This is a genomic window from Ruminococcus albus AD2013, from assembly GCF_000526775.1.
GTDB lineage: Bacteria > Bacillota > Clostridia > Oscillospirales > Ruminococcaceae > Hominimerdicola > Hominimerdicola alba_A.
In genome coordinates, this window is the sequence record NZ_JAGS01000001.1 from 221,744 (window position 1) to 236,157 (window position 14,414).

Here is a 14,414-nt window from a genome sequence, read left to right on the forward strand (position 1 = left end):
TTATATTAGCTATTGACAAACAACAAACAATATAGTATATTTTAAAAATATAGGGATATTATATTTATTATGCCTAAACCGGAAATCTTTAATTATCGAGAGGAGAATGGAAATGATATTTAAGAAGATTACCGCAGCAGTTTCGGCACTTGTTATGGCAGCAGGAATGGTTTCTGTACTGCCTCAGAACAGTTCACCGGTACTGACGGCAAATGCAGCTTCGGCATACAACTATGCAGAGGCACTCCAGAAGTCTATGTTCTTCTATGAGGTACAGCAGTCGGGTGTACTTCCCGAGTGGAACACCGTACAGTGGAAGGACGACTGTATGGTCGATGAAGACGGCAATGAGACTGACTATGTAAAGGGCGGCTGGTTCGATGCAGGCGACCACTTCAAGTTCTGTCTTACAAATGCTTATTCAGCTTCAATGCTTGCATGGGGCTACCTTGAGTACAAAGATGCTGTCGATAATGCAGGCATGGGCGAGCTTTACAGAAACAATCTCCAGTGGGGACTTGACTATGTAATGAACTGCGATATGGGCAACGGAAAAATGGTCGGAACTATCGGTGATTTCAAAGGTGGTTCTACTGACCATAACATCTGGTGCAGCTCAGAAGTTTATCTCCGCAAACATCACCTCAACAACGGTGACTGGAAGCGTCCGTATGATGTGATCGAGAATGCTTCTGTTGCAGGTCTTTCTGCTGCTGCTCTTGCAGAAGGATATCTTGTATTCAAGGATACAGATCCCGACAGAGCTAGCGAATACCTCAAGCACGCTAAGTCCCTTTTCAAGGGAGCTGACCAGATAAGAGACTGTTCAGATATCGGCGGTATGACAGGTATGTACAAAACAGAGTCATGGGTAGACGACTGTATGTTTGCTGCTCTCTGGCTTTACAAGGCAACAGGGGATAAGTCATATCTCAATAAGGTTGAACAGGATTATATCCCGTTATTCCCGAAGGAAGAACAGGATACAGCTCGTAAGTTCACATGGGGTCTCTGCTGGGACGATACCTCACAGGGTGCAGCTTTCCTCTACGCTCAGATAACAGGTAACAAGGAATGGACTGCTCACGTAAAGCGTCACCTCACTTACTGGATGGGCGAGGATTCCAAGCCTTTCTTTGGCAAGATAACACCTAAGGGACTTTCATGGCTGTTCCAGTGGGGCTGTCTGCGTCACGCTACTACTACAGCATTCCTTGCAAAGCTCGGTTCTGATACACTCTTCAAGGGTACAGATGTTGAGAATAAGTTCAGCAAATGGGGCGATCTCCAGATGAACTACTGCTTTGGCGATAACGAAATGGGCTACAGCTATGTTCTCGGTATGGGCGATAAGTCTCCTACTGCTATCCACCACAGAACCGCTTCCGGCGTACACGATGACCACTGGAACGAGCTCGGTCAGGAATCCGGAGGAAACGAAGGCTGGCAGACAGAATATGCTCATACTCTCTATGGTGCGCTTATCGGCGGTCCTGACAGTTCAGGCGACTACGGCGATTACAAGGTAGCTGACTTCCAGTATACAGAGGTTGCTATCGACTACAACGCAGGCTACACTGCTTGTCTGTGTGCTATGATCGACGATTATGGCGGAAAACCTCTCAATAACTTCCCTGTAAAGGAAACTCCCAAGTGGGCTGAATGGGAAGTCGCAGCAGTTCTTAACGGCAAGGGCAACAGCTACTCCGAGATCAAGGCATGGGCTATGAACCATACCGCTTGGCCTGCAAGAGTTGCTAAGGATATCGAATACAGATACTTCTTTGATGCTTCCGAGATTTTCGACGCAGGTCTGACTATCGACGACATCAAGGTAATAAGCAACAGCCAGCAGTATAAGGAAGGCGAGCAGGGTTACGGTACTGTAAGTGGTCCTTATGTATACGAGGGCGATAAGTCCGGCAAAACACTTTATGCTAAGGTCAAGTTCGAGGACGGCAGAGCTATCCAGCCTACTGGTCAGAGCGAGCACAGAGATGAAGTACAGTTCAGGATCTCTATCCCCGATGCTATAAACGGCAAGTCTACCGCAGGCGCTTGGGATCCTACAAACGACTGGTCTTACAAGGGCGGTTTAGCAACAGCTTCCGACATCAAGAGCGATTCTGCTCTCAACAAGAATATTCCTATGTACGTAAACGGCGTACTCGTTTGGGGTACTGAGCCTGACGGAACAACTGCAACAGGTTCCGAGTATAAGTTCAAGAGAAACGGCGGCGAATCAAGCTCTACAATAAGCAATCCTACCGTTAAGTGCGATAGTGTAACTACCTCCTCCGCAAAGATCAGCTGGAACAAGGTAAGCGGCGTATCCAAGTACGGCGTATACATCTACAAGAACGGCAAGTGGACAGGTCTTGCTGAGACTACCGCTAACAGCTACACCGTCAGCGGTCTGGCAGCAGGTACAAGCTACAAGGTAGCAGTTCTTGCAAACAACAACGGCAAATACGATGGTGACTACTCTAAGGCTATAACAGTTACAACCCAGAAGAGCAGCACTCAGACAACTGACTATCCTACAAACGTAAAGGCTAATTACAATACTCAGTATCATCAGGTACAGTTCGTATGGGATAAGGTACAGGGCGCTGACAAGTACGGCATCGCTGTATACCTGGCAGGCAAGTGGAGAGTCCAGACTTCCAATGTTACTACTAACAGCTATGTAACTCCCAAGAACCTGACTCCCGGCATGACCTACAAGGTAGCAGTTGCTGCAAGAGTAAACGGTAAGTGGAATACAACTGATCCTATCAAGAATGCTATAACCGTTACTGTAAAGTAAAAAACAAAGTTTAACATATCCTATAACGGCAGCTTTTTCGAAAGCTGCCGCTTTTTTTGTCGGTAAGAATGATCAAAGGATGTAATGAACAAAATATTCAAGAAAACGTTTGCGATAATTGTTAACAGCAACAAATGTTAAATATTTTTTAAAACTCAGATGTGAAGATATTGACTTGAATTGTGAAATGAATTTATATGGACATTTCAGAACTTTTTCAAGGATATCTGCCTGAAACAGCATAAAAGAATATTGATTATTGTAGGTATATTAAGCTTTAACTTGTGATAATACAACTTATTCATATGTAATCTGCTAAGAATTAACAGACTATACGATAAAACAGTTTTTACTTGACTTTTGACATATCACGAGTTGTACGTATTGTATAAATAAACACGTGCGTAATCGTTAAAGTAAATGAAATTTAATCAAAACAATTGACTTTTTTGAGAAATCTATTATAATATAAACAGGTGGAAAAAAGGGTGGTGCAAGTCGTGCAAAACGGCTTCCTTATTTCTCATTCAACAATGAGCGTGGTTGCGACAGTCGCACTGATGCCGCAGCACAAACAAATTTAATTTTTTCTATTTTTTCAGGGAGGGTTAATTCATGCAGAATCCAATGAAGAAAATTGCCAGTGGTCTTCTGGCAAGCGTTGTTTCTCTGTCCACAGCAGCTGCAATGGCTCCTTTCAGCGCATTTGCAGATGGCGAAATGCTCGGAGCAACTAATTTTGATGACGGCGTAGGTCTGCCTTGGCACACTTGTGAGACCAACCCCGCTAAGCAGTCTTTCGACATCAGCGGCGGTACTTACAACGTAACTATTGAAAACAACGACGGCCCCGAGTCCAGATGGGATCTCCAGCTTCGTCACAGAAAGCTCAAGATTCGTGCAGGCAGTAAGTATACCGTACACTGGGAAGTTGATTCTACCAGCGATGGTGAGATGTACACCAAGATCGGTAACTACGGCGGAACTGTTGAAGTTTGGCACAACAACAACACAGACGGCACATTCAATCAGTGCTGGAACTGCGTAAAGATCCAGAAGGGTCATAATGAATTTGATGCAACATTTACTGCTGAGCAGGATGTTGAAGTTGCTGAGTGGGCATTCCACTACGGCGGCAAGGGTCAGTATCAGGATGTTGACTGCTTCCCTAACGGTACAGTCCTGAAGTTCGATAACCTTTCACTTATCGGTGTTGATGAATGGGATCCTTCCGATGAGATGGGTGTTGTAAGACCTGAGAGCAACGTTCGTCTGAACCAGCTGGGTTATTATACCAAGCTCGCTAAGAAGGCTTCTTATGTAACTGACGCTTCTTCACCTCTGCAGTATGAGATCAGAGATAAGAACGGCAACGTTAAGTATAAGGGCACAACAAAGGTATTCGGTGATGACCCTGATTCAGGTACAGGCAAGACTACTACTGTTAAGGTAGGCAACCAGAATGTTACCAGATTCAAGGACAGCGGTTCTTATGTACATATCATTGATTTCTCCGACTTCCAGACCAAGGGTACATATAATATCTTCGTAAAGGATACTGTTGGTGTAAGCGGCACTCAGGTTTTGCTTAATAAGGGTGCAAACGATACCAAGTACAGCAATGGCAATCTTGTATGGACAAATCCTAAGACCAAGAAGCAGTTCGTAATGAACAAGAGCCATGATTTCGAGATCAGCGACAGCATCTATGGTGAGCAGCTCCTGAAGGACTCCATGAACTACTACTATCAGAACCGTTCCGGCGTTCCGATAAAGTCTCAGTACATCACTTCCGGTGATAAGAGCAAGCTGGCTCACGATAAGTATGGTCATAATCCTGATACTGCTTACGTTCAGAGCAAGTGGGTCAAGTCTTATGACAGCGATTTCTCCGATGGTGAGAAGAGCAAGACTATCGACGGTACAGGCGGATGGTACGATGCTGGTGACCACGGTAAGTACGTTGTTAACGGCGGTATCTCTGTATGGACTCTCCAGAACGACTATGAGTTCACCAAGAAGAACGGCACCACCAAGAAGTGGACAAACGGCACTATAGCTATCCCCGAGAACACTGACAAGGCTCCTGATATCCTTGATGAAGCAAGATATGAGCTGGAGTGGATGTTCAAGATGATCGACAGCGACGGATTTGTATATCACAAGCTGCACGACCATAAGTGGACAGGTCTGGCTACCAAGTCTTGGGACTATGATAAGGAAAAGATGGAGAACGGCGAGAAGGGCTGGGGCACAGTTCGTATAGTTAAGCCCGCAACCTATGCAGCTACATTCAACATGATCGCTTGCGCAGCACAGGCAGCACGTCTGTGGAAGGGCATCGATGACAGCTTTGCTCAGGAGTGCCTGAGCCACGCTAAGTCCAGCTGGACAGCTATAATGGCTAAGGAGAGCAAGTGGAATGTTAAGCAGGGCGATTCTTCTACTGATCCTTACTTTGCTCCTCTGGATCAGGCTATCGGCGGCGGTGCTTACGGCGATACCTATGTAGTAGACGATGCTTACTGGGCAGCTTGCGAACTCTTCGCAACAACAGGCGATTCTACTTACTATAGCTTCCTCAAGAAGTACAGCAACCCCAACGATAAGTCCGGCAATGATAAGGCATTCAGCCTGACAACTAACCTGGGCGGCGGCGAGAACAACGGTTCATTCAGCTCCTTCAACTGGGGTTGTACATCCGGTCTGGGTACCCTTTCTCTGTACCTGAACTCCGGCAAGCTCTCTTCTTCCGAGCAGAGCGCAATCAAGTCTTCTATCACATCTGCAGCTGATGCTTATGTAACTCAGATGAGCAAGGAAGGCATGGGCATTCCTTACAAGGGTGCAACATTCCAGGATGCTATCAACATCGGCGAAGGTATCGATGTAACAGGTTATGAGTGGGGTTCCAACTCCTTCGTAATCAACAACGCAATGGTACTTGCTTATGCTTATGATGCTTCTAAGAGCTCTAAGTACCTGAACGGTGCTGCTGAAGCTCTGGACTACATCTTCGGACGTAACGGTCTTGGCTTCTCCTATGTTTCCGGCTACGGCGACAAGACTATGGAATGGCCTCACCACAGATTCTGGTCCAATGGTATAGATCCTGAATTCCCGAAGGCTCCTGATGGAGTTCTGTCCGGTGGTCCCGGTGCTGGTATGCAGGATCCTTACATCGGCGGTCTGGGCTACAAGAGAGGCACACTGGCTAACCAGAAGTGCTACGTAGACAGCGCAGAGTCTTGGTCTGTAAACGAAGTAACCATCAACTGGAACGCTCCTCTGGTATGGATGACAACATTCATGATGGATAATGCTAACGGTGGTTCTACTCCTATTCCTACTGATGATTATCCTAAGAACGTTAAGGCTAATTACAACACTCAGTATCACCAGATCCAGTTCGTATGGGACAAGGTACAGGGCGCTGACAAGTACGGCATCGCTGTATACCTGGCTGGTAAGTGGAGAGTTCAGACAACTAACATCACCACAAACAGCTATGTAACTCCTAAGAACCTGACTCCCGGCATGAGCTACAAGGTAGCAGTTGCTGCAAGAGTTAACGGTAAGTGGAATACAACTGATCCTATCAAGAACGCTATCACTGTTACTGTTAAGTAATATATAGTTTCACAGAACCTAAAACGGCAGTTTCTTCGGAAACTGCCGTTTTTTACGTAAATGCGCGTTTACGCGCTTGACGTATCGAAGTAAATAAGATATAATTATTAAAGCGATGATTATATGAATATCTTGGAACAGGAGAAAGATCATGAAAAAGATAATGATAATCGAAGACGATACCGTACTGCGCGATGAAGTGGCAACTCTGCTAAAAAATTCAGGGTATGATGTTCATGCTGTAACTGACCTAAGTACTGCTCTTGAACAGATGAAGTCCTCGGGGGCTGACCTTATACTGCTGGATATAAACCTCCCCTTTGTGGGCGGCGAGACCCTTTTGCAGGAATTCCGCAAGGTCAGCGATACCCCTGTTATTATGCTGACCAGCAGGAGCACAGAGATAGATGAGGTGCTTTCCATGAGCTTCGGCGCTGATGATTATATCACCAAGCCCTATAACCCGACGATACTTCTGCTGAGGATATCCGCTGTGCTTAAACGCTTTACCAAAACAAGCGGTTCCCAGATGTATCACGATGCCGAGGTCAGCACCGTCAAGGGAAGCATCGACCGTAACGGCAAAGAGCAGGTGCTTACTAAAAACGAGATGATAATTTTTCAGCTGCTGCTTGACAGACAAGGTGAGATAGTCACCCGCGATGACCTTATGACCGCCCTATGGGACAATGACGAGTTCGTCAACGACAACGCGCTCTCTGTGAACATAAGCAGGCTCCGCGGAAAGCTTGCCGACCTTGGCTTTGAAGACGCCATCGAGACCAGAAAGAAACAGGGGTATGTACTGAAATGAGTTTCACCGAATATTTAAAGGACAGACTTTCTGCATACATGATATACCTTTCCGCATTGGTCATAGCGCTGATATTTATGTCAGCTTTCCATATCAGCAGGGAGTGCATCATCATAGTATATGTGATACTCCTTATTGGCGGTGCCTTTTCCGAACTATGGACATTTTTCAGGAAAAAGAGTTTCTATGATAAGCTTATATACTGCCTTGATAATCTTGATAAAAAATATCTTCTGGTAGAAATGACCGAAACTCCTGACTTTTTTGACGGCAGACTTCTATGCGATGTTCTCAGGCAGTCCGACAAAGCGATGTGCGAACACATAGCCGAGTACCGCCGCGAAAATCTTGAATTCCGCGAGTATATCGAGATGTGGGTGCACGAGGTAAAACTCCCCGTGGCAAGTCTTCAGCTGATGTGCCACAACGACGGAAGTACACGTTATTCAGAACAGTTGAAACGCATTGATGATTACATCGAGAACGTGCTTTACTACGCCCGAAGCCGCAACGCTGAAAAGGATTATATCATCAAGTCGGTATCGCTGAAACGTGTATTCAGCGAGATAGCAATAAAGAATCGCAGTGAACTTCTGGAACGCAATATTTCGCTTTCGGCTGAGGGGCTTGATATCGAAGTAATGACCGATTCAAAGTGGCTGGCATTTATGCTGGGGCAGCTGATGGGCAACAGCATAAAGTACGAAGCAAACGAGATAAAAGTCTATGCAGAGGACTACGATGACAAGACCGTACTGCATTTCCGTGATAACGGCATTGGTATTCCCGAAAGCGACCTGCCATATATTTTTGAAAAGTCATTCACGGGTGAAAACGGAAGAACTCATACCAAGTCAACAGGCATGGGTCTGTATATAGTAAAAATGCTCTGTACGAAGCTTGGACACAGCGTGCAGGCAGATTCGGTGCAGGGGAAATATACCGAGATAACCATAGTTTTCGGCAAGGATAAGCTTCACGATATTCAGCAGTAGAATACATCTCTCCCATATTCCGATCACGGGATATGGGAGTATTTATGCCATCAGTAACATTACAAAACTGTAATGTCAGGTAATATTAAAATATCGACCCGATCACCTTTTTGTGTTATACTTTGATCACAGCAAGGGGAAAGACCCCACGAAAAAAGTAACAAAAGAAGGGATGATATTTTATGGAGAACACAAGAAAAGTAATGGTGATAAGCGCACTGGCAACGATCGTTATGTTTCTGATAGCGGTGATAAACTACTCGCACACAGATGTGTTCGATCCCGCACTTGGCACGATGATAGCTTTCGGTACAGGCATCTACTGCTGCGCTTCACAGAAGTACAAAGAGGAGACCGAAGAGGCAGAGGATGAAGACCCAACATTACAGAATTGTAATGTTGCGTAAGATAGAAATAACGACAGACAGCAGAACGTATGATATAATATAGATACAGTAAGGGGAACGACCCTGAGACATTAAATTGAGCTAAAGCGGAAAGGTCGATAATTATGAAAAAGGTAAAGATCTCGGTAATGATTTGTTTTGCAACGATGATGGCAGTTCTGGCAGGCATGGTAATAAATACTGTTCAGACAGGAAGTTTTGATACTCAGGGAACTACGGTACTTGCAATATGCACCGTAATGTACTGTTCGGCAAAGACAAAGTATGACAAAATGAAAGCAGAGCAGATTTTATAAAGATATCAACATTACAAATCTGTAATGTTGCGTAAGATAGAAATAACGACAGACAGCAGAACGTATGATATAATATAGATACAGTAAAGGAAACCCAACAGAAGAAAGGTGACAGGTATGAAAGAGACAAGAAAAATGCTCATGATGAGCACAGTGCTTATAGCATTTATAATGATATATATCGCAGTACACTGCGTAAAGATAAGAGGATTCGATATCATGAGCATCGCGGCTTTTGGTACTGCTTCACTGGGATATGCTTTTGCGTATCTGGCTTACCTCAACAAAAGAGAAGATCACTGCGAGATATGCAGTCTTAATGAATATCAAAGATAAGGAGAAACAGATAATGGAGAAATTACTGAGGATAGAGAATATCGAAAAATACTACGGCAGCAGATCGAGCCTTACCAAGGCGATAGATGATATATCCATGAGCGTATCAAAAGGCGAGTTCGTTGCTATAATGGGAGCATCGGGAAGCGGTAAGACCACACTGCTCAACTGCATTTCCACCATCGACCGTGTTACCGCAGGTCATATCTATCTGGAAGACAGCGATATCACCGAGATAAAGGGCAAGGCGCTCAATAAGTTCAGAAGAGAGAAGCTGGGTTTCATCTTTCAGGATTTTAACCTGCTGGATACCCTGACAGCTTACGAGAATATCGCACTGGCACTGTCTATACAGAAGAAACCTGTCAAGGAGATAGAAACAGCAGTTAATACAGTTGCAGAACAGCTTGGCATAACCGAGGTACTCTCGAAATACCCTTACCAGATGTCAGGCGGACAGAAACAGCGAGTAGCTTCCGCCCGTGCCATTGTTACTTCTCCTAAACTTGTACTTGCTGACGAACCTACAGGTGCGCTGGATTCAAAGTCGGCAAAGATGCTGCTCGAACGTTTCCGTTATCTGAACACTGAGTGCGGCACAACGATAATGATGGTCACCCACGACAGTTTCACTGCGAGCTATGCGAGCCGTGTGGTATTCATCAAGGACGGCAAGATATTCAACGAGATAAATCGCGGCAGTGATACACGCAAGCAGTTTTTTGATAAGATAATAGATGTAGTAACTCTTCTGGGAGGTGACATGAGCGATGCTCTTTAAGCTCTCGATAAGCAATATCCGCAGAAGTCTGCGGGACTATGCGATATATTTTTTCACGCTGATGATAGGCGTTTCGGTCTTCTACGTTTTCAACGCCATCAGCGGACAGGCTGCCATGATGAAGCTGGACGAAAGCAGCTATGAGATAATTGATCTGCTTTCCACCGTCCTCTCGGGCATAAGCATTTTCGTGGCAGGCGTACTGGGTCTGCTGATAGTTTATGCCAGCCGTTTTCTGATGAAGAGAAGAAAGCGGGAGTTCGCACTTTATATGACTCTCGGCATGGGCAAGGGTAGTATATCAAGGCTGCTGCTTATAGAGACAGGTATCATCGGTCTGGGTTCACTGGCAGCGGGTCTGCTGGTGGGCATAGGACTTTCTCAGCTGATGAGTGCACTGGTGGCGAACCTTTTTGAAGCTGATATGACCGCATACAAGTTCACGGTATCTGTAAAGGCGATAACAAAGACGATCCTCTACTTCGGTGTGATGTACTTGGTTGTGATGATATTCAACAGCATAGTGGTCACAAAGATGAAGCTTATTGATCTTATGCAGTCGGGCAAACGCTCCGAGCAGATAAAGCTGAAAAATCCAATCGTATGCGTGGTTATATTCATCATATCCGCCATAGCTCTGGGTGCGGCTTACTACACAGTAACTGCGGGATATCAGGATCTCAGCAGAGCAAAATTCATAGGAAGCATCATAACAGGTGCTGTTTCAACTTTCTTTATATTCTGGTCGGTATCCGGTATGCTTCTGCGCACAGTGATGTCCATGAAGGGTATGTACTTCCGCAGCCTTAACAGTTTCACATTCCGCCAGATAAGCAGCAAGGTGAACACTATGGTAATGTCCATGACGATGATATGCCTTATGCTTTTCGTAACTATCTGTATGCTTGCGGCAGCCTTTTGCATACGCAATTCGCTGAACAAAAATATCAAGGAACTCTGCCCTGCGGATTACGACCTTCAGTTCTATTTAAACGGTCATTATCCGGAACATGACGTTATGAAGATCGTTGAGGAGGAGGGTATTGATATTACTGAAGATTTCAGTGAATATGTTCATTTTTACACCTACCTGGATGAAAGTCTGACATTTGAAAAATTACTGGGCGAAGATGCGGAAGAGATCAAGAAAAGTAATAGTATGATAATGTTCGATTATCCCGAGTATATAGTAAAAGTCAGTGATTACAACGACCTTATGAGACTTTACGGCAGAGACGAACTTGAACTTGAGAAAGACAGCTTTATCGTTTCCTGCAATTTCAAGTCTACTAAAGAACTGCGTGACCGCACCCTTGACAAAGGCGATGAGATAAATGTATTCGGCAGAACGCTGAGATCGCAGTACGATGATACAGTCGATGGATTTATCTCGATCGGCTCAACAAAGACCAACGAGGGTATAATAGTAGTACCCGACGATGTTATAACGGAATCGAGTCCGCTGGAAATGGAATACTTTATAGGCAACTATCTTTCCGATGACAAAGACACAGCTGAAAAGACCGTAAATAACAAAATCAACGAACTGATGAAAAACCAAAATTTCGGCGCCTGCATGTTCACATCGCGCCAGGAAGTTAACAGAAATTCGGCTGGCTTAGGTGCTATCGCTACATTCGTGGGACTTTATGTAGGACTTGTATTCCTGATAGCAAGCGGAGCGATACTTGCGCTGAAAGAGCTTTCTGAGAGTGCTGACAGTGTAGGCAGATATGAGATGCTCAGAAAGATAGGTGCAGACGAAAAGGATCTCAACAGATCACTGTTCAGACAGACAGGCATATTCTTCCTTATTCCCCTGATACTTGCAGTGCTACATTCGGTATTCGGCATGAACTTTGCAGTAAAGACATTGGAGGTATTCGGTACCGAGGATATGGGACTTTCCATAACTGTTACCTCACTGATACTTGCTCTGATCTACGGCGGATATTTCCTCATAACATTCTTCAGCAGCAAGAGTATAATCAAAGAGAGAAAATAGACAAAACGGATATTTTTATAAAGCAGAAAAACAGATGTGCCCGACCGCACATCTGTCTTTTTGTTTAAAATTTCAATAAATTTTCCAATGTTGTGTATCGTATAATATATTAACAAAAAGTTTAATCGATTTCGCGACTTTATGTTTAGTTTTTACAAGATTGGTATTGACATTTTTCGGCAACGATGATACAATTAAAAATAGTAAGATACCTTAATAAATTAACATTCGGTATCACGAGAGGGGAATATTTTATGAATAGTTTGATGAAGAGAATGGCTGCTATTGCTTCAATAGCTGCGCTCTCCGTTTCGGGAGCAGCTACAGGCATTTCAGCAGTCAGAACCACCACAGCATCGGCTGCAACAGTTGATGACTGCAACGACGACTGGCTGCACGCTAAGGGCAGCAGACTTTATGACAAAAACGGCAACGAGGTATGGCTGACAGGTGCAAACTGGTTCGGTTTCAACTGCAGCGAGGCTTGCCCTCACTACCTCTGGAGTGCTGACGCTGACGACTGTCTGAAAGAGATCGCAGACCGCGGCATCAACATTATCCGTTTCCCTGTTTCTTCCGAGCTCCTGGTTTCATGGATGAAGGGCAAGCCAATGCCCGTAAGCAGCTTCTCCTGCAACACAGACCCTGCTTACACCATCAATGCCGATTTCTGCGAGGCTGATGGTAAAACTGCAAAGAACAGTATGGAAGTATTCGATATCATGATGCAGAAATGCAAGAAGTACGGTATCAAGGCTTTCATCGATGTTCACAGCCCTCATACCGACAACTCGGGTCACAACTACAACCTCTGGTACGGCAAGGCAGGCGTTACTACCGATGTATGGATAGAGTCACTGGTATGGCTTGCTGACAAGTACAAGAACGACGATACACTGATCGCTTATGACCTCAAGAACGAGCCTCACGGCAAGGGTCAGGAAGGCGATGAAGCAGCTAAGTGGGACGGTTCCAAGGATGAGAACAACTGGGCTTATGCTGCTACAAGATGTGCAGAAGCTATCCTTGATGTCAACCCCAATGCACTTATCCTCGTTGAAGGCGTTGAGCAGTCCATGAGCGGTGCTATGGCAGGCGACTACTGGGGTATGCCTGACAGAAGAGATAACTCACCTTACATAGGCGCATGGTGGGGCGGTAACTTCCGCGGCGCAAGAAAGTATCCTATCGTTCCCAAGCAGGGCACATCACAGATAGTTTACTCACCTCATGACTACGGTCCTTCTGTTTATGCACAGACATGGTTCAATAAGAACTTTACAGAGGAAACTCTTCTGAAAGATTACTGGTATGATACATGGGCATATATCAATGCTGAAGATATAGGTCCCGAGCTTATCGGTGAGTGGGGCGGTCATATGGACGGCAAGGAGAACCAGAAGTGGATGACTCTTCTCCGTGACTACATGATCAAGCACCATATCAGCCATACATTCTGGTGCCTCAATACGAACTCCGGCGATACCGGCGGACTCTGGGATGGTCTCGGTTTCATGGCAGGCACAGGTACAACTATCAAGTGGAACGAGCCAAAGTATGAGCTCTTCGAGGAGGCACTCTGGCAGACAGCTTCTTCCGGCAAGTACATCGGTCTTGACCATCAGGTAGCACTTGGCAAGAACGGTATCTCTCTGAATGAGTTCTATTCAAAGTATTCATCTACTGAGGGCAGCAACCTTGACGGCGGAAAGAAATCTAATGGTAATGTCAACAATGATACACCTGTTGTTCAGAGCATCAAGATCTCTTCCACAGCCGGTGAAGGCAGTGTTAAGCTCAGCTGGAATTCCATCAGCAACGCTGATAAGTATGCTGTATACCAGAACGTTAACGGTTCCTGGAAGCAGGTTACCGAAACAACAAGCACTTCCTACAACTGGACAGGTCTGACCTATGGTACAAACTACAAGGTAGCTGTCGTTGCAAGAGTTAACAATGCATGGACTAATGATTACTCCAATGCTATCACTGTAACTCCCAAGCAGACAACTTCAAACGCTGATGATTATCCCAAGAACATTAAGGTCAATTACAACACTCAGTATCACCAGGTACAGTTTATCTGGGATAAGGTACAGGGTGCTGACAAGTACGGTATCGCCGTATATCTGGCTGGTAAGTGGAGAATCCAGACTTCCAACATCACAACTAACAGCTTTGTAACTCCTAAGAACCTGACTCCCGGCATGACCTACAAGGTTGCTATTGCTGCAAGAGTTAATGGTAAGTGGAATACAACTGATCCTATCAAGAACGCTGTCACTGTTACTATTAAATAATTGCGATAGTTCATGATAATAAAAAGACCGTCGGTTCTAAA

10 protein-coding genes are annotated in these 14,414 nt (G+C 45.0%); all 10 read left to right on the forward strand.

What is annotated here, in order from left to right:
- Positions 1 to 112 precede the first annotated feature (112 nt).
- The 10 genes from N773_RS0101010 to N773_RS19485 all read left to right on the forward strand — a co-directional run bounded on the left by N773_RS0101010 (position 113) and on the right by N773_RS19485 (position 14,373).
- The gene (locus N773_RS0101010; RefSeq protein ID WP_024856023.1) at positions 113 to 2,809 is read left to right on the forward strand and encodes a glycoside hydrolase family 9 protein; all 2,697 of its coding nucleotides are present in this window, start codon (positions 113 to 115) and stop codon (positions 2,807 to 2,809) included.
- 615 nt (positions 2,810 to 3,424) lie between these two features.
- Positions 3,425 to 6,439 (forward strand): glycoside hydrolase family 9 protein, encoded by a 3,015-nt coding sequence (locus N773_RS0101015; protein ID WP_024856024.1) that lies wholly within the window; start codon positions 3,425 to 3,427, stop codon positions 6,437 to 6,439.
- 151 nt (positions 6,440 to 6,590) lie between these two features.
- Entirely contained in the window at positions 6,591 to 7,253 is a 663-nt protein-coding gene (locus N773_RS0101020; RefSeq protein ID WP_024856025.1) for a response regulator transcription factor, read from the forward strand.
- Complete coding sequence (locus N773_RS0101025; protein WP_024856026.1) at positions 7,250 to 8,248, forward strand: sensor histidine kinase; 999 nt, start codon at positions 7,250 to 7,252, stop codon at positions 8,246 to 8,248. The genes N773_RS0101020 and N773_RS0101025 overlap by 4 nt, the downstream gene beginning before the upstream one ends.
- Positions 8,249 to 8,430: 182 nt before the next feature.
- Positions 8,431 to 8,655, forward strand: a complete 225-nt coding sequence (locus tag N773_RS0101030; RefSeq protein WP_024856027.1) for a hypothetical protein — start codon at positions 8,431 to 8,433, stop codon at positions 8,653 to 8,655.
- A 104-nt stretch (positions 8,656 to 8,759) separates the two neighbouring features.
- Complete coding sequence (locus tag N773_RS0101035) at positions 8,760 to 8,951, forward strand: hypothetical protein (protein WP_024856028.1); 192 nt, start codon at positions 8,760 to 8,762, stop codon at positions 8,949 to 8,951.
- Positions 8,952 to 9,068: 117 nt separating this feature from the next.
- A complete protein-coding gene (locus N773_RS0101040) occupies positions 9,069 to 9,287 on the forward strand; it encodes a hypothetical protein (protein ID WP_024856029.1) in 219 nt (72 codons plus the stop codon).
- A 13-nt stretch (positions 9,288 to 9,300) separates the two neighbouring features.
- A complete protein-coding gene (locus tag N773_RS0101045) occupies positions 9,301 to 10,068 on the forward strand; it encodes an ABC transporter ATP-binding protein (protein ID WP_024856030.1) in 768 nt (255 codons plus the stop codon).
- The gene (locus N773_RS0101050) at positions 10,058 to 12,073 is read left to right on the forward strand and encodes an ABC transporter permease (protein ID WP_024856031.1); all 2,016 of its coding nucleotides are present in this window, start codon (positions 10,058 to 10,060) and stop codon (positions 12,071 to 12,073) included. Before N773_RS0101045 ends, N773_RS0101050 begins: the two co-directional genes overlap by 11 nt.
- 254 nt (positions 12,074 to 12,327) lie before the next feature.
- A complete protein-coding gene (locus N773_RS19485) occupies positions 12,328 to 14,373 on the forward strand; it encodes a cellulase family glycosylhydrolase (protein WP_051454241.1) in 2,046 nt (681 codons plus the stop codon).
- Positions 14,374 to 14,414 lie beyond the last annotated feature (41 nt).

Excerpts from the sequence above, each read along its gene's own strand:
- N773_RS0101010 (WP_024856023.1), top strand. The coding sequence starts at position 113 with ATGATATTTAAGAAGATTACCGCAGCAGTTTCGGCACTTGTTATGGCA.
- N773_RS0101015 (WP_024856024.1), top strand. The coding sequence starts at position 3,425 with ATGCAGAATCCAATGAAGAAAATTGCCAGTGGTCTTCTGGCAAGCGTT.
- N773_RS0101020 (WP_024856025.1), top strand. The coding sequence starts at position 6,591 with ATGAAAAAGATAATGATAATCGAAGACGATACCGTACTGCGCGATGAA.
- N773_RS0101025 (WP_024856026.1), top strand. The coding sequence starts at position 7,250 with ATGAGTTTCACCGAATATTTAAAGGACAGACTTTCTGCATACATGATA.
- N773_RS0101030 (WP_024856027.1), top strand. The coding sequence starts at position 8,431 with ATGGAGAACACAAGAAAAGTAATGGTGATAAGCGCACTGGCAACGATC.
- N773_RS0101035 (WP_024856028.1), top strand. The coding sequence starts at position 8,760 with ATGAAAAAGGTAAAGATCTCGGTAATGATTTGTTTTGCAACGATGATG.
- N773_RS0101040 (WP_024856029.1), top strand. The coding sequence starts at position 9,069 with ATGAAAGAGACAAGAAAAATGCTCATGATGAGCACAGTGCTTATAGCA.
- N773_RS0101045 (WP_024856030.1), top strand. The coding sequence starts at position 9,301 with ATGGAGAAATTACTGAGGATAGAGAATATCGAAAAATACTACGGCAGC.
- N773_RS0101050 (WP_024856031.1), top strand. The coding sequence starts at position 10,058 with ATGCTCTTTAAGCTCTCGATAAGCAATATCCGCAGAAGTCTGCGGGAC.
- N773_RS19485 (WP_051454241.1), top strand. The coding sequence starts at position 12,328 with ATGAATAGTTTGATGAAGAGAATGGCTGCTATTGCTTCAATAGCTGCG.